Raw genomic sequence first — 19,079 nt, forward strand, 5'->3', positions numbered from 1 at the left:
GCGGTTCGAGTCCCTTCGTCTCCGCCGAGAGGGCCGGCTCCCGCCCGCTCAGAGCGCCGGTTCGCTCAGTCCCATGCGGGCGCAGAGGGTGGCGAGGGTTTCGCGTTCCTCGGGGCCCCAGGCTGCCGCGCGGGCGGCGAAGAGCGCCGCTTCGGAGGCGAGGATCAGCCCGTCCTCCAGCACCCGCAGGTGGTTGGCGCGCAGGGTCTCGCCGGTGGAGGTGATGTCGGCGATCAGTTCGGCGGTGAGGTTCTTGACCGTGCCCTCCGTGGCCCCCTGGCTGTCGACGATGCGGTAATCGGCCACGCCGCGCTTGCGCAGGAAGTCGCGCACCAGGTGGTGGTATTTCGTCGCCACCCGCAGGCGCAGCCCGTGACGGGCCCGGAAATCCGCCGCCACGGCGTCGAGGTCCTCCACCGATTCCACATCCACCCAGATCGAGGGCACCGCGATCACCAGGTCGGCCCGGCCGAAGCCGAGGGCGGCAAGCTGGCTCACCCGCCCCTCCCAGCCCGGGATGGTCTCATGCACCAGGTCCTGCCCGGTGATGCCGAGGTGGATGCGCCCCGCCGCCAGCTCACGCGGGATCTCGGAGGCCGAGAGCAGCACCAGGTCCACCCCGTCCACGCCCGAGACCGTGCCGGCATACTCGCGCTCCGCCCCGGAGCGCTCGATGGCGATGCCGCGGTCGTGGAACCAGGCGATGCACTGGCCCTGCAGCCGGCCCTTGGAGGGCAGTCCGAGCTTCAGACGGCTCATGCCGCACCTCCCTGCGCCGCGATCAGCGCCTCGGGGCGGATGATCGCCCCCACGGCCGGGATGCCCGCGCCGCCGCCCAGAACGGCCGTCACGTGGTCATAGCGCCCGCCCTGGGCCAGCGGCGGCAGGTCCGGCCGGCCCGGGGCCGAGAGGCCGAAGACGAACCCGTCGTAATATTCCAGCGTGGTGCGCCCGAAGGAGGTGGAGAAGGGCAGCGCGCCCGCGTCGATGCCGCGGCGGCTGAGCGCTTCAAGCCGCGCCTCCACCCGGTCGCAGGCGCCGGTGAGCCCGGGCATGTCGGGCGCGAGGCCGCGCAGCCGGGCGAGGGCCGCCTGGGAGGGGCCGCTCACCGAGAGCACCTCGTCCAGCGCGGCCACCTGGGTGGCGGTGAGCGGCGGGGTCGCGGCCTCCTCGGCCAGGCGCAGGGCGCGGGCGGTGATGTCCTCGGCGTCGCGCAGGCCCACGGGCTCGCCGGCCCAGGAGATGAGCTCGCCCACCGCCTCCGCGCCGCGCTCGGCAGCGGCAAGCAGGGTGGCGCGGGCCGCGGTGGCGTCCTCGTGCCCGGCGCCGAAGCGGCGCAGCAGGCGGCGGAAGGCCTCGGGCCGCCACAGGTGCCGGCGCAGGGCGGCGCGGCGATGCGGCGCCGTCTCCAGCCCGTCGACCACGGCGGCGAGGATGCCCATGTCGCCGGTGGCGATCTCGCAGCCGGTCTCGCCCACGAGGGCGGACATCAGGGCGAACACCTCCGCGTCGGCCTCCGCCGGGTCCCCGGCATCGAACAGCTCGAAGCCCGCCTGCAGGTATTCGTTGGGCCGCGCCGAGCCCGGCTCCTGCGCACGCCAGACCGGGCCGCAATAGGCATAGCGCGCCGGGGCCGCGCCATGCGCCATGTGCAACCGCACCACCGGCACGGTGAAGTCCGGCCGCAGCATCATCTCGCCGGCCACGGGGTCCTGCGTGACATAGGCGCGGGCGCGGATGTCCTCGCCGTAGAGGTCGAGCAGCACATCGGCCGGTTGCAGCGCCTCGGGCTCGACCACCTCCGCCCCCGCGGCCGCGAAGGCGCGCAGGATCCGCGCCGTCTCGGCCTCGAGCCGGGCCAGCCCGGCGCCCAGGCGCCCGTCCGGCAGATAGGCGCGCGCGGTGAGCATCAGCTGTCCGCCTCGCGCCGGGCCATCATGCGGCGCACTTCGGCGACCAGCTCGGCGCGGGGCACCTCCATCTGCGCGGGCTGGGCCTTCCATTCCTCGTTGGTCTCGATGGCCGCCGCCAGCCGGGCACCGAGGGCGAGATCCTTGAGCTGGACCACGCCGCGGGCCTGCTCGTCCTCGCCCTCGATCACCGCCACGGGGCTGTTGCGCGCATCGGCATATTTCAGCTGCTTGCCCATGTTGCCGCCGCCCAGGAACACCTCGGCGCGGATGCCGGCGTTGCGCAGCTCGGCCACCATGCGCTGGTAATCGGCCATGCGGGCGCGGTCCATCGCGGTGACGACGACGGGCCCCTCGGCCACCATCCCCGCCCTGCCCTTCGCGGTGAGGGCGGCGAGCAGGCGGTCGACCCCGATCGACACGCCGGTCGCGGGCACCGACTGGCCGGTGAAGCGCTTCACCAGGTCGTCGTAACGCCCGCCACCGGCCACCGAGCCGAACTGCCGCGGGCGGCCCTTCTCGTCGCGGATCTCGAAGGTGAGCTCGGCCTCGTAGACCGGGCCGGTGTAATAGCCCAGGCCCCGCACCACGGCGGGGTCGATCAGGATGCGGTCGGGGCCGTAGCCGGAAGCGTCGAGCAGCTCGGCCATGGTCTCGAGCTCGTTCACGCCCTCCGCGCCGGTGTCCGAGCCGGTGACAAGCTCGCGCAGCCGGGCGGCGGTGGCAGCCCCCGTGTCGCGCTTCGCGGCCATGAAGCCCATCACGATCTCGGCCTGCTCGGCCGAGAGCTGCGCGCCTTGCGTGAAATCGCCGCTCTCGTCCTTGCGGCCCTCGCCGAGCAGGGCGCGCACGCCCGCGTCGCCCAGCCGGTCGAGCTTGTCGATCGCGCGCAGCACGATGCCGCGGCGGGCGGCATGGGCGTCGGGGTCGGCGGGGTCGAGCACGCCGATCACCTCCATGATGCCGTTGAGCACCTTGCGGTTGTTGAGCTTCACCTGATAGTCGCCGCGCGGAATGCCCGTGGCCTCCAGCGCGTCGGACAGCATGGCGCAGATCTCGGCATCAGCCGCCACGGTGGGGGTGCCCACGGTATCGGCATCGCATTGATAGAACTGGCGGAACCGGCCCGGCCCCGGCTTCTCGTTGCGCCACACCGGCCCCACGGCATAGCGGCGATAGGGCGAGGGCAGGTCGTTGCGGTGCTGGGCGAACACGCGCGCCAGCGGCGCCGTGAGGTCATAGCGCAGCGCCACCCAGGCGTCCTCGTCGAGCCAGGCGAACACGCCTTCGTTCGGGCGGTCCACGTCGGGCAGGAACTTGCCGAGCGCCTCCACCGTCTCCACCGCGGAACTTTCCAGCGGATCGAATCCGTAGCGGTGGTAGACTTCGGTGATCGTGGCGAGCATGCGGTTGCGTTCGGTCACCTCGGTGCCGAAGTAGTCGCGAAACCCGCGGGGGGTCTCGGCGCGGGGGCGCCTGACTTTCAGTTTGTCCTTGGCCATGGTCGGGTGTCCGCCGCTTCTGGTGCGCCCTTGAGTGGAACGCGGTGCTTGCCTGACGCCCGGGAGGCGGGCGCGGGCGTGGTTTAACCAATCCTCCGGGCCTGGGCAAGGACGGGCTGGCGCCGGGGCGTTGCAACGCAGCGGGCCGCGGGGTAGGCCGAAGGCTGCAGCACGGGGAAAACCGGGGAAACGGGATGACGGACACGACGCAACGCCTCACGGATCTGGAGATCCACGTGGCGCATCAGGAGATGGTGATCACCGAGCTTTCGGAGACCGTGAGCCGGCAATGGTCGGAAATCGACATGCTCAAGCGCAGCCTGACCCGGCTGGTCGAACGCCTGAACGACCGGGCGGACAGCGGCGACGCGCCGCCCGCCCACCAGCCGCCGCCGCACTGGTAGGCCCTGCCCCGGCGCGTCACCGCGGGCCGGGCTGCGCGGGAGCCTCCTCCCGCCCAGCCCGGCCTCGTGTCGCCGCCGCGGGCGGCTCAGTTCAGCAGGAACTCTCCGTCAACCTTGCGCCATTCTCCCGGCCGGATCAGGCGGCGGTGGCAATAAACCACCGAATGCAGCGGCCCCTCGATCTCGTCACGCCAGAAGTCCAGGAACTTGCGCAATCGCGGGAACTTCGGCGCCAGATCGTACTCCTGCCAGACGAAGATCTGCAGGACGGCCTTCGCGTCCGGCATCCGGTAGAAGATCTGCGCCGTGGTCAGGCCATGACCGGACAGCATCAGCTCGGTTTCCGACAGAGATGGTTTCATGCGACACCCCTTTTGCACTGCGTCATGTGCAAAGCGTGCCGCGACAAGGTTAACGTGACAAGAAAATTTCGCTGAAAGCCGAAATAATTCAGGATGTTAGCAGCCATTTCCGCTGAGTGCTGCCAAAGTCAGAATTCCTCGACATGCATCACGCCATGCGCGGACTTGATCGCGCCGCGGATCTGGGGCGTGACCGGATAGGTCTCCTTCAGGGCGATCTCCACCTCGCCGGGCAGGTCCGGGTGCACGAGCACGAGATGCACCGGCCCGCGCCCGCGCGACATGCCCTTGCCGGCATCGTCCAGCCGCGCGCGAATGCTCTCCACCGCGCCCGGCTCGTTGAGGAAGATGCGCAGGCCCGAGGCTGCGGCATCGGCCACGGCCATGTCCACCGGCTGGGCGGCGCGGGCGAGCAGCTTGAGCTGGTCGCCCTGCGGCTCGGCCTCCACCGTCAGCACCACGTTGGAGCCGGGCTCGAGGAACTCGCGCGCCTGCTCCAGCGTGTCGGAGAAGACGGTGACCTCGAAGATCCCCGTGGGGTCGGAAAGCTGCACGAAGGCGAAGCGGTTGCCGCGGGCGGACTTGCGCTCCTGCCTCCCCGTCACCGAGCCGGCGATCTTGGCCACCGTGGCCCCGCCGGCGCATTTCTGCACCAGTTCGGCGAAGGTGAGCACGCGCTTGCGCTTCAGCGGGCCCATGTAATCGTCCAGCGGATGGCCCGAGAGGTAGAAGCCCACGGCCTTCATCTCCTCGGCCAGCCGCTCGGTGGGCAGCCAGTCCTCCGGGTTGGGCAGGCGCGGGGCGGGCAGCGCCTCGCCCCCGTCACCGAAGAGCGAGGTCTGCGCCGAATCCCGGTCCGCCAGGGTGGCTGCGGAATAGCCGATCAGCGCTTCGAGGCTCTCCAGCACCCGGCGGCGGTTCGGGTCCAGCTCGTCGAAGCCCCCCGCGCGGGCCAGCATCTCCAGCGGGCGCTTGCCGATGCGCTTCATGTCCACCTTGCGGGCGAAGTCGAACAGGTCGGTGAAGCCGGTGCCGCGCGCCTCCACGATCATCCGCATCGCTTCCACGCCCACGTTCTTCAGCCCGCCGAGCGCATAGACCACCGCGCCCTCCTTCACCGAGAAAGTGGCCTCGGAGCGGTTCACGCAAGGCGGGATCAGCGGGATCTCCAGCCGGCGGATCTCCTGCGCGTAGACATTGAGCTTGTCGGTGAGGTGGATGTCGCAGTTCATCACCGCGGCCATGAACTCCACCGGATGGTTGGCCTTCAGCCAGGCGGTCTGGTAGCTCACCACCGCATAGGCGGCGGCGTGGGACTTGTTGAAGCCGTAGTTGGCGAACTTCTCCAGCAGGTCGAACACCTCGGCGGCCTTGGCCGCGTCCACGCCGTTCTGCTTCGCGCCGTCCTGGAACTTCGGGCGCTCGGCGTCCATCGCCTCCTTGATCTTCTTGCCCATGGCCCGGCGCAAAAGGTCGGCGCCGCCGAGGGAGTAGCCGCCCATCACCTGGGCGATCTGCATCACCTGTTCCTGATAGACGATGATGCCCTGCGTCTCGGCCAGGATATGGTCGATCGAGGGGTGGAGGCTTTCGAGCTTCTCCTTCCCGTTCTTCACGTTGCAGTATTTCGGGATGTTCTCCATCGGGCCGGGGCGGTAGAGCGCCACCAGCGCGATGATGTCCTCGATGCAGGTGGGGCGGAGCTGGCGCAGGGCGTCGCGCATGCCCGAACTTTCCACCTGGAACACCGCCACGGTCTGGGCCGAGGTGTAGAGGTCGTAGGTTGCCTTGTCGTCGAGCGGGATGGTGCCGATGTCGAGGCTGATGCCGCGCAGGGAAAGCAGGTCGATGGCGTTCTGGATCACCGTCAGCGTCTTCAGCCCCAGGAAGTCGAACTTCACCAGCCCGGCCTGCTCCACCCATTTCATGTTGAACTGGGTGGCCGGCATGTCCGAGCGCGGGTCCTGGTAGAGCGGCACCAGCTCGTCGAGCGGGCGGTCGCCGATCACCACGCCCGCGGCATGGGTGGAGGCGTTGCGCAACAGCCCCTCGAGCTTCTCGGCGAAGTCGAGCATGCGGGCGACGACCTCCTCCTCCCGCGCGGCCTCGCGCAGGCGCGGCTCCTCGATCAGCGCCTTGGCGATGGAGACCGGCTTCACCCCCTCCACCGGGATCATCTTCGACAGACGGTCGGTCTGCATGAAGGGCATCTGCAGCACGCGGCCCACGTCGCGCACCGCGGCCTTGGAGAGCAGCGCGCCGAAGGTGATGATCTGCGCCACCTTCTCGCGGCCGTATTTCTCCTGCACGTAGTGGATCACCTCCTCGCGGCGGTCCATGCAGAAGTCGATGTCGAAGTCGGGCATCGACACGCGCTCGGGGTTCAGGAAGCGCTCGAACAGCAGCGAGTAGCGCAGGGGGTCGAGGTCGGTGATGGTGAGCGCGTAGGCCACGAGGCTGCCCGCGCCGGAGCCGCGGCCCGGCCCCACCGGGATGTCATGGTCCTTCGCCCATTTGATGAAATCGGCGACGATGAGGAAGTAGCCGGGAAAGCCCATGCCCTCGATGATGCCGAGCTCGTATTCCAGCCGCTTCTCGTATTCCTCCACCGGGGCGGCGTGCGGGATCACCTCCAGCCGCCGGGCGAGGCCCTCGGCGGCCTGGCGGCGCAGCTCCTCCACCTCGTCCTCGGCGAAGCGCGGCAGGATGGGCTTGCGCGTGCGCACCCGGAAGGCGCAGCGCCGGGCGATCTCCACCGTGTTCTCCAGCGCCTCCGGCAGGTCGTCGAAGAGGGCGGCCATCTCGGCCTGCGTCTTGAAGCAATGCTCGGGCGTGAGCCGGCGGCGCGGCGCGGCCTGGTCGACATAGGCGCCATCGGCGATGCACAGCAGCGCGTCATGCGCCTCGTACATCTCGCGGTTGGCGAAATGCACGTCGTTGGTGGCCACCAGCGGCAGCTCCAGCGCGTAGGCGAGCTCGACGAACCCGGGCTCGGTGGCGGCCTCGGCCTTCGTGCGCCGCTCCGGCGCCGTGCCGTGGCGCTGCACCTCGATGTAGAGCCGGCCGGGGAAGAGCCCGGCGAGCTTCTCGGTGAGGGCGCGCGCCTTGGCGCCCTGCCCGTCCTGCAGCAGCTGGCCCACCGGCCCGGCGGCGCCGCCGGTGAGGCAGATCAGCCCCTCGGCGTGGCGGGTGAGCTCGGGCAGGGTGATGTGGGGCTCGGCGTCCGGGCTGTCGAGGAAGGCGCAGGAGTTGAGCTTCATGAGGTTGAGATAGCCCGCCTCGTCCTGCGCCAGCAGCACGATGTCGCGCGGGGCGGGGGCCTTCTCGGTCGGGCTCGCGGCGGCGGCATAGGCGAGGCGCATCTGGCAGCCGATGATGGGCTGCAGCCCTGCCCCCGCGGCATACTCGGAAAACTCCAGCGCGCAGAAGAGGTTGCCCGTGTCGGTGACAGCCACGGCCGGCATGTCGTCTCCGGCGGCGAGCTTGGGGAGGGCCTTCGCCTGGATCGCGCCCTCGAGCAGCGAATAGGCGGTGTGGGTGCGCAGGTGGATGAATCGCGGCGTGCTCATGACACCCTGCATAGCGCGCCCTGCCCCGGCAGCGCCAGCACCGATGCGCGGGGCGCGGGCCCGCGGGGCGCAGCTGCCGTGGCGGCAAACATTTCCGTCCAATCAACGTCTTGCATTGGCCGGGCCGATGGGGCCTGATAACAGATGCGCGATCAGACCGGGAGGGGCCGTGGGACGCCTGACGACACATGTTCTGGACACGGCACGCGGCTGCCCTGCCGCGGGGCTGCGCGTGGAGCTTTACCGCATCGCGGAGGGCGGGCGCCTTGCGCTGCTCGAGGCGGTGACGAACGCGGACGGCCGCTGCGACGCCCCGCTGCTGGCGGGCGATGCCTTCGTCGCGGGGGAATACGAACTGGTGTTCCACGCCGGCGCCTATCTCGACGAGACCGGCCCCACCGGCGAGGGACCGCGCTTTCTGAACCATATCCCGATCCGCTTCGGAATCGCGGAGGACGGGCACTACCACGTGCCGCTGCTGCTCTCGCCCTTCGGATATTCCACCTACCGGGGGAGCTGAGCCATGCGCGACGAGCTGACCTTCCTGCTCAACGGCGAGGAACTGCGCCTGCGCGATGCGCCGGCCAGCCTCACCCTGCTCGACTTCCTGCGCGAGCGCCGCGGCCTCACCGGCACCAAGGAGGGCTGCAACGAGGGCGATTGCGGCGCCTGCACCGTGGCGCTCGGCCGGCTGGAGGAGGGGCGGCTGGTGCAGGAGGCGGTGAACGCCTGCATCCTGTTCCTGCCCCAGCTCGAGGGCCGCTCGGTGCGCACCGTCGAGGGGCTGTCGGAGGATGGCTCCGACCCCGTGCAGCAGGCGATGGTGGCCGAGCACGGCTCGCAATGCGGCTTCTGCACCCCCGGATTCGTGATGTCGATGCATGCCGCCCGCCACCAGGGCCGGCGCGACCATGACACGGTGCTGGCCGGAAACCTCTGCCGCTGCACCGGCTACGGCCCCATCGTGCGCGCGGCCGAAGCCGTGGCCGACGCGCCCCCCGCCCCCTGGATCGGCGCCGACACGGCGGCCCTCGCCGCGCTGGCGCATGACGAGGACGTGGCCATCGAGGGCGGCATGGTGCCCGCCTCGCTCCAGAGCCTCGCCGCCATCCTCGCGCGCGAGCCCGGGGCGGTGCCGGTGGCCGGCGGCACGGACGTGGGCCTCTGGGTCACCAAGTCGATGCGCGACATCGAGCCGGCGGTGTTCCTGCACAGGGTCGCCGAGCTCACCGCCGTGAGCGAGGACGAGAGCGGCCTCACCATTGGCGCCGGAGTCACCATCACCCGGCTGCGCGGGCTGATGGCCGGGCGCTATCCCGATTTCGCCGAGCTGCTGCGCCGCTACGGCTCGGTGCAGGTGCGCAATGCCGCGACCCTGGGCGGCAACATCGCCAACGGCTCGCCCATCGGCGACAGCCCGCCGGCGCTGATCGCCCTCGGCGCCACGGTCTCGCTGCTGGGGCCGGACGGGCCGCGCACCCTGCCGCTGGAGGCCTTCTTCCTCGCCTACGGCCAGCAGGACCGCAACGCGGGCGAGATCGTCACCGCCGTGCACATTCCCGCCGGGCCGGACGCCCTGCGCTGCTACAAGGTCTCCAAGCGCTTCGACCAGGACATCTCGGCGGTCTGCGGCTGTTTCAACATCCTCACCGAGGGCGGCACGGTTGCTTCCGCGCGCATCGCCTTCGGCGGCATGGCGGGCGTGCCCAAGCGCGCAGCGGCGGTGGAGGCCGCCCTCCTCGGACAGCCCTGGACGCGCGAGACGGTGGAGGCCGCACAGCGCGCCTTCGCGGAGGATTTCACCCCGCTGTCGGACATGCGCGCCTCCGCCGCCTACCGCCTGCGCGTGGCGCAGAACCTGCTGATGCGCGCCTGGGAGGAAGACCAGGGCCCGCTCTCGCGTACCCGCCTCGCGGGCCGGGGGGCGGCATGAGCGGCGGCGACGATCTCATCACCCGCGGCACGCCCGACGCGGCGGTGGTGCCCGGCGCCGGCCACCCGCGCGCTGCCCCCGGCGTGGGCCATCCGCACCCGCATGACAGCGCGCCGGCGCATGTCTCGGGCCGCGCGCTCTACACCGATGACATCCCCGCCCCGCGCGGCTGCCTGCACCTCGCCTTCGGCCTGTCGGAGCGGGCCCGGGCGCGCATCCTGTCGGTGGACCTCGCCCCGGTGCGCGCCATGCCCGGCGTGGTGGACGTGTTCACCGCCGGGGACCTTCCCTTCGCCAATGACGTCTCGCCCTCCGGCGATCATGAGCCGCTGCTCGCCACCGGCGAGGTGTTCTTCCACGGCCAGCCGCTCTTTGCCGTGGTGGCGGAGAGCCATCACCTCGCGCGCCGCGCCGCCCGGGCCGCGGCGGTGGTCTACGAGGACCTCCCGGCCCTGCTCAGCATCGATGACGCGCTCGCCGCCGGCTCCCGGCTGGAAGAGCCCATCGTGATCTCGCGCGGCGACTGGGAGGCCGGCATCGCCGCCGGCGCCCATGTGATCGAGGGCCGGCTGGAGCTGGGCGGGCAGGAGCATTTCTACCTCGAGGGCCAGGCCGCCCTCGCCCTGCCGAGGGAGGACGGGATGCATGTGCATTCCTCCACCCAGCACCCCAGCGAGATCCAGCACAAGGTGGCCGAGGCGCTCGGCCTGCCCTTCGCCGCGGTGACCGTGGAGACCCGGCGCATGGGCGGCGGTTTCGGCGGCAAGGAGAGCCAGGGCAACGCGCTGGCCTGCGCCGCGGCCGTCGCGGCCCGCCGCACCGGCCGCCCCTGCCGCATGCGCTATGATCGCGACGACGACATGCGCATCACCGGCAAGCGCCACGAGGCCCGCATCGACTACCGCTGCGGCTTCGACGGCGAGGGCCGCATCACCGGCATCCGCTTCGAGCAGTACATCCGCTGCGGCTGGTCGCAGGATCTCTCCCTCGCCGTGGCCGACCGCTCGGTGCTGCACGCGGACAATGCCTATTACCTGCCCGCGGTGCAGATCACCTCCGAGCGGCTGGTGACCAACACCGTTTCCAACACCGCCTTCCGCGGCTTCGGCGGCCCGCAGGGGCTGGTGGGCATCGAGCGGGTGATGGACCATATCGCCGCCACCTTGCGCGCCGACCCGCTCGCCGTGCGCCAGGCGAATCTCTACGGCGGCCCCGGCCGGCTCACCACGCCCTACCTGATGGAGGTGACCGACAACATCGCCCCCGAGCTGGTCGCCACCCTCGCCGAGCGCGCCGATTACCACGCCCGCCGCGCCGCCATCGAGGCGGAGAACGCCGCCGGCCCGGTCATCCGCCGCGGAATAGCACTCACCCCGGTGAAGTTCGGCATCTCCTTCACCCTCACCCACCTGAACCAGGCCGGCGCGCTGGTGCATGTCTATACCGACGGCTCCATCCACCTGAACCACGGCGGCACCGAGATGGGCCAGGGGCTGAACATGAAGGTGGCCCAGGTGGCGGCGGAGGTGTTCGGCCAGCCGGTCTCCGCCGTGCGCATCACCCCCACCCACACCGGCAAGGTGCCTAACACCTCCGCCACCGCCGCCTCCTCCGGCTCCGACCTCAACGGCATGGCCACCCGCGCGGCCTGCGAGACCATCCGCGAGCGGCTCGCCGCCTTTGCCGCCGAGCGCTGGCAGGTGAGTGCCTCGGAGGTGCGTTTCGAGGAAGGCACGGTGCGCGTGGGCTCCGGCACCGTGGGCTTCGCCGAGCTCGCCCGCGCCGCCTACCAGGCCCGCGTGCAGCTCTCCGCCACCGGCTTCTACGCCACCCCCCGCCTCCAATGGGACCGTCGCGCGGGGCGGGGCCGGCCGTTCTTCTACTTCGCCTATGGCGCGGCGGTGACGGAAGTCGCGCTCGACACGCTCACCGGCGAGAACCGCATCCTGCGCACCGACATCCTGCATGACGTGGGCCGCTCGCTGAACCCGGCCATCGACATCGGCCAGATCGAGGGCGGCTACGTGCAGGGCGCGGGCTGGCTGATGACCGAGGAACTGGTGTGGGACAAGGCGGGCCGCCTCACCACCCACGCCCCCTCCACCTACAAGATCCCAGCTTGCTCCGACCGCCCGCGCGCCCTCACCATCGCGCTCTGGAAGGGCGACAACCCGGAAGACACGATCTACCGCTCCAAGGCGGTGGGCGAGCCGCCCTTCATGCTGGGCACCTCCGCCTTCCTCGCGCTCTCGCATGCCGTCGCCTCCTGCGGCGACGGCACGCTCTACCCCGCGCTCGACGCCCCGGCCACGCCGGAGCGCCTGCTGCGCGCCGTGGATGCCCAGCGGGGCCGGGCATGGTGACCCGGGGGATCTCCGCTCCCGCGGCGTCTGTTCCCGGGGTCGTCGCCCGGCCCGGGGTCGCCCCCGCCGGGACGGCGCGCGGCCTGTGCCGCGCATGACCGCGGGGATCGACATCGACGCCCTCGGTGCCGCGGTCGCGCGCGCGGGCTGCGTGGTGCGGGTGGTCGTGGCCGGCACCGGCGGCTCGGCCCCGCGCGAGGCGGGGGCTGCGATGCTGGTCTGGCGGGACGGGCAGTCGGGCACCATCGGCGGCGGGGCGCTGGAGCTGGAGGCCACGGCCCGGGCGCGTGCGCTGCTGGAGGCCCCGGGCCCCTGGGCGCGGGCCGGCATGGCGCTGGCGCTGGGGCCCGCCCTGGGGCAGTGCTGCGGCGGCTCGGTGAGCCTGCTGCTCGAACGTTTCACCGCGCGGGAGGCCGACACCCTGGCGGCGCTGGTCCGCGGGGGAGCGTCGACGCTCGCCCGGCCCACCGCAAGCGGCGAGGCCCCGCTGGCCGGGGTCGCGCCGCCGCATGCGCCACTCGGGCTGCGGCGCCTGTTGCGGGCCGCGCGCGCGGGCGCATCGCAGGGCGGCGCGCTTGTGAGCGGCGGATGGGCGGTGGAGCCCGTGGCCGGCCGCGGCAGGCCCGTGATACTCTACGGCGCCGGGCATGTCGGCCGGGCGCTGGTGCATGCGCTGCAGGGCCTGCCCTACCGGGTGCTCTGGGTGGACACCGCGGCGGAGCGGTTTCCCGCCGCGGTGCCGGAGCATGCCGAGCGGCTGGTGGCGGTGAACCCGGCCGATGCCGTCCCCCTCGCCCCGCCGGAGGCCCGACACATCGTGATGACCTATTCGCATGCCCTCGACCTCGAGATCTGCCACCGGGTGCTGGCACGGCCCTTCGCCCGGCTGGGGCTGATCGGCTCGGCCTCCAAGGCCGCGCGCTTCCGCTCCCGCCTGAAGGCGCTCGGCCATTCAGAGGCGGCCATCGCCCGGCTGGACTGCCCGATCGGCGAGCGCGCGCTCGGCAAGGCCCCGGCCGCCGTGGCGCTGGGGATCGCCGTTGAACTGCTGCGCGAAGATGCCGCCGCCGCGGCCGCGCAGCCCCGGGAGGGCGTGGCATGAGCCTGCTCAGCATCCGCGGCCTCACCAAGGCCTATCCGGGCGTGATCGCCAATTCCGACGTCTCCTTCGAGGTGGCCCCGGGCGAGGTGCACGCCCTGCTGGGCGAGAACGGCGCCGGCAAGTCCACCCTGGTGAAGACCATCTTCGGCCTCGTGCGCCCCGATGCCGGCGAGATGACCCTCTCGGGCCGGCCCTACGCCCCCGCCCGCCCGGGCGACGCGCGCGCCGCGGGCGTGGCCATGGTGTTCCAGCACTTCTCGCTCTTCGAGGCGATGAGCGTGGCGGAGAACATCGCGCTCGGTATGGAAGCCCGCCAGGCCGGGCGCGACCTGCCGGCGCGCATCCGCTCCGTCTCGGCGCAATACGGCCTGCCGCTCGACCCGGACCGGCTGGTGGGCGACCTCTCGGTGGGCGAGCGCCAGCGGGTGGAGATCGTGCGCTGCCTGCTGCAGGAGCCGCGCCTGCTGATCATGGACGAGCCCACCTCCGTGCTCACCCCGCAGGAGGTGGAGGTGCTCTTCGCCACCCTGCGCAAGCTCTCGGCCGAGGGCGTGGCCATCCTCTACATCTCCCACAAGCTGGAGGAGATCCGCAGCCTGTGCGACCGCGCCACCATCCTGCGCGGCGGCCGGGTGGTGGGGAGCTGCGTGCCGGCCGAGGAGACCGCGAAATCCCTTGCCGAGGCGATGATCGGCAGCGCACTCGCCCAGCCGGTGGCGAAATCCCACGCGGTGGGGGGGGCGGTGCTGCAGCTCGCCGGCCTCTCCCTGCCCTCGCCGGACCCGTTCGGCACCACGCTGCGCGATGTCTCGCTCACGCTCTGCAAGGGCGAGATCCTCGGCATCGGCGGGGTGGCCGGCAACGGGCAGGAGGAGCTGCAGGCCGCGCTCTCGGGCGAACGCGCCGTGGCGCCGGGCATGATCGTGCTGCGCGGGCAGGAGATCGGCGCGCTTGGCCCCAACCGCCGCCGCGCCCTCGGCCTGTGCACCGCACCGGAGGAGCGGCTGGGCCATGCCGCGGCCCCCGAGATGACCCTCACCGAGAACGCCCTGCTCACCGGCCTCACCCGCCAGTGCCTCGCGCAGGGGGGGTTCGTGAAATGGCAGGCCACCACCGGCTTCGCCGAGGCCGTGGTGCGCCGCTTCGACGTGCGCACCCCGGGGGTGGACCACGCCGCCCGGGCGCTTTCGGGCGGCAACCTGCAGAAGTTCGTCGTCGGCCGCGAGGTGCTGCAGAACCCGGAGGTCCTGGTGGTCAACCAGCCCACCTGGGGCGTGGACGCCGCCGCCGCCGCCGCCATCCGCGCCGCCCTCGTCAGCCTCGCCGCCGGCGGAGCGGCGGTGATCGTGATCAGCCAGGATCTCGACGAGCTGATGGAGATCTCCGACAGGCTCTCCGTGCTCGCCGGTGGCCGCCTCTCCGAGCCGCGCCCGGCCGGAAGCCTCGGCATCGACGAGATCGGCCTGATGATGGGCGGAAGCACCGTGAGGGCCGCACAGTGACACACGTAACCACAGGCGCAGGGCCGGCGCGCACCGCCGCCGCGGCGGCGCGGACCGGCCGGGCCGGACACCACGCGAAGGCCCGCGGCGCGCATGACGTCCCCCGATGCGCCGCCACGGCGCGGATGGCCCGGCGCGGGCCCGGATATGAAGGAGGCGCGGTGAGAGCACACGTCGGAAGCCCCCCCCGAAAGAGCATCCTCTCCAGCCTGCGGCGGCTCCCCGGAGCCCGGCCCGGCCGGCCCCTGCCCCCTCTGACGGGAGGCGCGGATGTGGCGGCTTGAGGCCCGGCGCGAGCCCTCGCGCAGCATGCTCCTGCTCACCCCGGTGCTGGCGGTGGCCCTCACGGTGATCTTCGGCGGGGCACTCTTCGCCGCCCTGGGCAAGGACCCGGTGGCGGCGATGCAGGTGATCTTCATCGACCCGCTGTTCGACCCCTATTCGCGCTCCGAACTCATGGTGAAGGGCGCGCCGCTGGCGCTCATCGCCATCGGCCTGTCGCTGGGCTTTCGTGCCGGTATCTGGAACATCGGCGCCGAGGGGCAGTTCATCATGGGGGCCGTCGCGGCCTCCGCCGTGGCGCTGGCCTTCTACGACGTGCAGGGGATATGGCTGCTGCCGCTGATGCTCGTCGCCGGCACCGCGGCGGGTGCTGCCTGGGCGATGATCCCCGCCCTGCTGAAAACCCGCTTCGGCGCCAACGAGATCCTGGTGAGCCTGATGCTGGTCTACGTGGCCGAGCAGTTCCTCATCGCCATGGTCTCCGGCCCGCTGAGGGACCCGCAGGGCTTCAACTTCCCCCTGTCGCGCAGCTTCCATGACAGCGCGGTGCTGCCGGTGCTCATCGAGTACACCCGCGTGCATGTGGGCGTGCTGGTCACCCTGGCGCTGGTCATCGCGGCGCAGGTGCTGATGAGCCGGCACATCCTGGGCTTCCGCATCCGCCTCTCGGGCGAGGCGCCGCGCGCCGCGCGCTTCGCCGGGGTGGACCGCGCGCATGTGACCTGGGCCTGCATGGGCATCTCGGGCGCCTGCGCCGGCATGGCGGGCATGTTCGAGGTGGCGGGCCCGGCCCAGCAGCTCGCGCCCTCGCTGCCGGTGGGCTACGGGTTCACCGCCATCATCGTGGCCTTCCTCGGCCGGCTCTCGCCGCCGGGCATCGTGCTCGCCGCGGCCATCATGGCGCTCACCTACATCGGCGGGGAGACGGCCCAGTTCGCCCTCGGCATCCCGGCGGCGGCGAACGAGACCTTCCGCGGCATGCTGCTGTTCTTCCTGCTCGGCCTCGACATCCTGGTGCGCTACCGCATCCGGCCGCGCCGGCGGGAGGTGAAGGCATGAACCGCACCGCGACGAGAGAGAGCCGCGCATGGACCTGAGCACCCTCGACCCCATCGCCCTGATCGTGAGCCTGATCATCGCCGCCACGCCCCTGGTGCTGGCCGCCACGGGAGAGCTGGTGACGGAGAAATCCGGCGTGCTGAACCTCGGCGTGGAGGGCATGATGGTGTTCGGCGCCATCTCCGGCTTCGCCGCGGCGGTGGAGACCGGCAGCCCCTGGGCGGGCTTTCTCGCAGCCGCGCTCGGCGGCGCGGTGCTCGCCCTCCTCTTCGGGGTGATGACGCAATACCTGCTGTCGAACCAGGTGGCGACGGGCCTCGCCCTCACCATGTTCGGCCTCGGCCTCGCGGCGCTGATCGGGCAGCCCTACTCGGGCGTGAAGCCGCCCTCCTTCCCGCGGCTCGACATCCCCGGCCTGGGCGACATCCCGGTGCTGGGCCGGCTCCTCTTCTCCTTCGACGCGATGGTCTACCTCTCCGTGGCGCTGGTGGCGGCGGTGTGGTGGTTCCTCACCCGCACCCGGGCCGGGATGATCCTGCGCGCGGTGGGCGAGAACCATGACGCGGCGCATTCGCTGGGCATGAAGGTGGTGCCCATCCGCCTCGCCGCCATCGCTTTCGGCGGCGCCTGCGCGGGGATGGGCGGCGCCTATCTCAGCCTCGTGCGCGTGCCGCAGTGGACGGAGGGAATGACGGCCGGCGCCGGCTGGATCGCGCTCGCCATCGTGGTCTTCGCCTCCTGGAAGCCCTGGCGGGTGCTGGTGGGGGCCTACCTGTTCGGCGGGGTCACCATCCTGCAGCTCAATACCCAGGCGCTGTCGCTGAACCCGGCGCTGCCGGCGGGCGCGGGGCTGATCGCGGTGGGGCTGGTCTGGCTGGGCCTGAGCCTGCGCGCCGGGCGGCCGGCGGACCTGCCGCTCGCGGCGCTCGTGCTGGGCGTGGCGGCGCTGGCCTTCGGCCTCGCGGACCCGCGCTTCCAGATCGGCTCGGCCTGGCTCTCCATGGCGCCCTATCTGGTGACCATCCTCGTTCTCGTGGTGATGTCGCGAGACCGCACGCGCGCCGCGCTCAACGCCCCGGCCAGCCTGGGGCGGGTGTTCCACGTCTCGGGCTGAGGCCCGGGCGAGAGGGCCGGACGGCGCATCCCCCCGGGCGCGGGCCCGGGCAAGGCTTCAGCCCCCGGGGCGCCTCACCCCGGGGGAGCTCTTCTCCCCGGGCCGGGCCCCGGGCAACCCTTCCCCCGGGCCCGCGGCCCGGGCAGGCATTCCTCCCCCGGGGTCGCACCCGGGCACCGCATTCACGCCCCGGTCCGTGGACCGGGCAGGCACAGTTCAACAGGGAGAACTACCGCATGAAACTTGCAGCAACCGTCCTCGCCGCCGCCGCGGCGCTGGCCCTGGGCGCCTCGGGCGTCCTCGCCCAGGCGAAGGATCACGTGAAGGTCGGCTTCGTCTATGTCGGCCCGGTGGGCGATTTCGGCTGGTCCTACCAGCATGACGTGGCCCGCAAGGCCGTGGAGGAGAAATTCGGCGACAAGGTCGAGACCACCTTCGTGGAAAGCGTGCCCGAGGGCCCGGACGCCGAGCGCGTGATCCAGCAGATGGCCCGCTCGGGGACCGACCTGATCTTCACCACCTCCTTCGGCTACATGGACCAGACCGTGAAGGTGGCGAAGATGTTCCCGAACGTGAAGTTCGAGCACGCCACCGGCTACAAGCGCGCCGACAACGTCTCCACCTATTCCTCGCGCTTCTACGAGGGCCGGCACGTGATCGGGCTGATCGCCGGCAAGATGACCAAGACCAACACCATCGGCTACATCGCCTCCTTCCCGATCCCGGAAGTGGTGCGCGGCATCAACGCGGCCTATCTCGCGGCGAAATCGGTGAACCCGGACGTGAAGTTCAAGATCGTCTGGGTGTCCACCTGGTTCGACCCCGCCAAGGAGGCCGACGCCGCCAAGGCGCTGATCGAACAGGGCGCCGACATCATCATGCAGCACACCGACAGCCCGGCGGCGATGACCATCGCGCAGGAGAACGGCATCCTCGCCTTCGGCCAGGCCTCGGACATGAAGCAGTTCGGCCCGGACGCCCAGCTCACCTCGATCATGGACCACTGGGACCCCTACTACATCTCCCGCGTGCAGGCCGTGCTGGACGGCACCTGGGAATCGACCGACACCTGGGGCGGCTTCGACACCGGCATGGTCCAACTCGCCGAGTTCTCCGACAAGATCCCCGAGGACGTAAAGAAGCTCGCCATGGACGCGCGTGACGCCATCGCCGCCGGCACGCTGCACCCGTTCACCGGCCCGATCAATAAGCAGGACGGCTCGCCCTGGCTCGCCGAGGGCGAAGTGGCCGACGACGGCACCCTGCTGGGCATGAACTTCTACGTGGAAGGCATCGAGGGCGACCTGCCGAAGTAAGGCGCGCCGCAGCGATGACCACGGACGGGGCCCCGCGCGGGCCCCGTCTGCGTTCAACAGGAGGATCGGTCGTTGAAAGAGCTCTTCATCAAACCAAAGGTGTCTGATGAGTTCCTGCTCTTGCAGGGACAATTCATTACAACCTGGGCGCATCTGGAATTCGCGCTCTGGGAAATTCTGTTGACGACAAAGTCACCGTATCTCGAAACGCCGGCAGAAATGCATGACGCCTATCTCCCCTCGGCAGTCACCGCAGAGCTGCACAAGCAACTCGACAGGGCCATCGCCACGAACCAACTCGGGGATGCTTCGGACGTGCAGTCCATACTGGACGACATGAAGACGCAGAAGCTCAGCCGGGACATGGCCGTTCACGGTGCCTGGAGGCAGGTCTCCGCCGATACGGTGCGCTGCGAGTATCACAAGAATTTTGGTACGAAGGCCGAGCCCGACTGGAGCAGCTACTCCATCCCTATCGACCGTGAGGAGATCGAAGCCGCCCTTACCTCGGCTGACGAACTGCTGCGTCGCGCCGCGACGGCGCTCCGGCGCCGATTGCCGATGGAGGGGGGATGAGCAGGCCGCCTCCCCCGCCCAAGGCCCCCCTTGCACCTGCCCCGGCAATCGCCTTTGATGGCACCAAATTCGGGAAAGGAACGCT

15 protein-coding genes are annotated in these 19,079 nt (G+C 71.3%); 10 read left to right on the forward strand and 5 right to left on the reverse strand.

The genetic code is table 11. From position 1 onward, the window contains the following. Positions 1-48 precede the first annotated feature (48 nt). From hisG to hisS, 3 genes are read right to left on the reverse strand one after another with little or no spacing between them, the layout of a single operon-like run. Entirely contained in the window at positions 49-759 is a 711-nt protein-coding gene (hisG, locus tag FDP22_RS19900; RefSeq protein WP_138577932.1) for an ATP phosphoribosyltransferase, read from the reverse strand. After that, positions 756-1,910: an ATP phosphoribosyltransferase regulatory subunit gene (locus FDP22_RS19905; protein WP_138577934.1), complete on the reverse strand. Its 1,155-nt coding sequence runs from the start codon at positions 1,908-1,910 to the stop codon at positions 756-758. The genes hisG and FDP22_RS19905 overlap by 4 nt, the downstream gene beginning before the upstream one ends. Next, the gene (gene hisS, locus FDP22_RS19910) at positions 1,910-3,412 is read right to left on the reverse strand and encodes a histidine--tRNA ligase (RefSeq protein WP_138577936.1); all 1,503 of its coding nucleotides are present in this window, start codon (positions 3,410-3,412) and stop codon (positions 1,910-1,912) included. Before hisS ends, FDP22_RS19905 begins: the two co-directional genes overlap by 1 nt. 194 nt (positions 3,413-3,606) lie before the next feature. On the opposite strand from hisS, the gene FDP22_RS19915 reads away from it, so the two are divergent. Then, positions 3,607-3,816 carry a SlyX family protein gene (locus FDP22_RS19915; protein WP_138577938.1) on the forward strand — a complete coding sequence of 70 codons (210 nt, stop codon included), beginning with the start codon at positions 3,607-3,609 and terminating at the stop codon, positions 3,814-3,816. 86 nt (positions 3,817-3,902) lie between these two features. Here FDP22_RS19915 and FDP22_RS19920 read toward each other — a convergent pair whose 3' ends face one another. Further along, entirely contained in the window at positions 3,903-4,178 is a 276-nt protein-coding gene (locus tag FDP22_RS19920; RefSeq protein WP_138577940.1) for an usg protein, read from the reverse strand. Between the two features lie 128 nt (positions 4,179-4,306). Then, on the reverse strand, positions 4,307-7,747 hold the full coding sequence (gene dnaE / locus FDP22_RS19925; RefSeq protein ID WP_138577942.1) for a DNA polymerase III subunit alpha: 3,441 nt from the start codon (positions 7,745-7,747) through the stop codon (positions 4,307-4,309). A 169-nt stretch (positions 7,748-7,916) separates the two neighbouring features. Between dnaE and uraH the strand changes: the two genes are divergently transcribed. From uraH to FDP22_RS19970, 9 genes are all read left to right on the forward strand, one after another. Next, entirely contained in the window at positions 7,917-8,267 is a 351-nt protein-coding gene (gene uraH / locus FDP22_RS19930; protein ID WP_138577944.1) for a hydroxyisourate hydrolase, read from the forward strand. Positions 8,268-8,270: 3 nt separating this feature from the next. Beyond that, complete coding sequence (gene xdhA / locus FDP22_RS19935; protein ID WP_138577946.1) at positions 8,271-9,680, forward strand: xanthine dehydrogenase small subunit; 1,410 nt, start codon at positions 8,271-8,273, stop codon at positions 9,678-9,680. Then, positions 9,677-12,043: a xanthine dehydrogenase molybdopterin binding subunit gene (xdhB, locus tag FDP22_RS19940; RefSeq protein WP_138577949.1), complete on the forward strand. Its 2,367-nt coding sequence runs from the start codon at positions 9,677-9,679 to the stop codon at positions 12,041-12,043. Before xdhA ends, xdhB begins: the two co-directional genes overlap by 4 nt. 94 nt (positions 12,044-12,137) lie before the next feature. Next, the gene (gene xdhC / locus FDP22_RS19945) at positions 12,138-13,145 is read left to right on the forward strand and encodes a xanthine dehydrogenase accessory protein XdhC (protein ID WP_138577951.1); all 1,008 of its coding nucleotides are present in this window, start codon (positions 12,138-12,140) and stop codon (positions 13,143-13,145) included. After that, the gene (locus FDP22_RS19950) at positions 13,142-14,647 is read left to right on the forward strand and encodes an ABC transporter ATP-binding protein (protein WP_138577953.1); all 1,506 of its coding nucleotides are present in this window, start codon (positions 13,142-13,144) and stop codon (positions 14,645-14,647) included. The genes xdhC and FDP22_RS19950 overlap by 4 nt, the downstream gene beginning before the upstream one ends. Before the next feature lie 270 nt (positions 14,648-14,917). Further along, on the forward strand, positions 14,918-15,988 hold the full coding sequence (locus tag FDP22_RS19955; protein ID WP_138577955.1) for an ABC transporter permease: 1,071 nt from the start codon (positions 14,918-14,920) through the stop codon (positions 15,986-15,988). Between the two features lie 28 nt (positions 15,989-16,016). Continuing rightward, on the forward strand, positions 16,017-17,102 hold the full coding sequence (locus FDP22_RS19960; RefSeq protein ID WP_138577957.1) for an ABC transporter permease: 1,086 nt from the start codon (positions 16,017-16,019) through the stop codon (positions 17,100-17,102). Positions 17,103-17,338: 236 nt separating this feature from the next. Next, positions 17,339-18,418, forward strand: coding sequence for a BMP family ABC transporter substrate-binding protein (locus tag FDP22_RS19965; RefSeq protein ID WP_138577959.1), 1,080 nt, complete (start codon positions 17,339-17,341; stop codon positions 18,416-18,418). 72 nt (positions 18,419-18,490) lie between these two features. Beyond that, positions 18,491-18,994: a hypothetical protein gene (locus tag FDP22_RS19970; RefSeq protein WP_138577961.1), complete on the forward strand. Its 504-nt coding sequence runs from the start codon at positions 18,491-18,493 to the stop codon at positions 18,992-18,994. The last annotated feature ends 85 nt before the right edge of the window (positions 18,995-19,079 follow it).

The organism is Paroceanicella profunda (assembly GCF_005887635.2).
In the GTDB taxonomy this organism is placed as follows: Bacteria; Pseudomonadota; Alphaproteobacteria; order Rhodobacterales; family Rhodobacteraceae; genus Paroceanicella; species Paroceanicella profunda.

Bases quoted from the DNA above. Each gene is read 5' to 3' on its own strand.
- hisG (WP_138577932.1), bottom strand. From the start codon at position 759: ATGAGCCGTCTGAAGCTCGGACTGCCCTCCAAGGGCCGGCTGCAGGGC.
- FDP22_RS19905 (WP_138577934.1), bottom strand. From the start codon at position 1,910: ATGCTCACCGCGCGCGCCTATCTGCCGGACGGGCGCCTGGGCGCCGGG.
- hisS (WP_138577936.1), bottom strand. From the start codon at position 3,412: ATGGCCAAGGACAAACTGAAAGTCAGGCGCCCCCGCGCCGAGACCCCC.
- FDP22_RS19915 (WP_138577938.1), top strand. From the start codon at position 3,607: ATGACGGACACGACGCAACGCCTCACGGATCTGGAGATCCACGTGGCG.
- FDP22_RS19920 (WP_138577940.1), bottom strand. From the start codon at position 4,178: ATGAAACCATCTCTGTCGGAAACCGAGCTGATGCTGTCCGGTCATGGC.
- dnaE (WP_138577942.1), bottom strand. From the start codon at position 7,747: ATGAGCACGCCGCGATTCATCCACCTGCGCACCCACACCGCCTATTCG.
- xdhA (WP_138577946.1), top strand. From the start codon at position 8,271: ATGCGCGACGAGCTGACCTTCCTGCTCAACGGCGAGGAACTGCGCCTG.
- xdhB (WP_138577949.1), top strand. From the start codon at position 9,677: ATGAGCGGCGGCGACGATCTCATCACCCGCGGCACGCCCGACGCGGCG.
- xdhC (WP_138577951.1), top strand. From the start codon at position 12,138: ATGACCGCGGGGATCGACATCGACGCCCTCGGTGCCGCGGTCGCGCGC.
- FDP22_RS19950 (WP_138577953.1), top strand. From the start codon at position 13,142: ATGAGCCTGCTCAGCATCCGCGGCCTCACCAAGGCCTATCCGGGCGTG.
- FDP22_RS19955 (WP_138577955.1), top strand. From the start codon at position 14,918: ATGTGGCGGCTTGAGGCCCGGCGCGAGCCCTCGCGCAGCATGCTCCTG.
- FDP22_RS19960 (WP_138577957.1), top strand. From the start codon at position 16,017: ATGGACCTGAGCACCCTCGACCCCATCGCCCTGATCGTGAGCCTGATC.
- FDP22_RS19965 (WP_138577959.1), top strand. From the start codon at position 17,339: ATGAAACTTGCAGCAACCGTCCTCGCCGCCGCCGCGGCGCTGGCCCTG.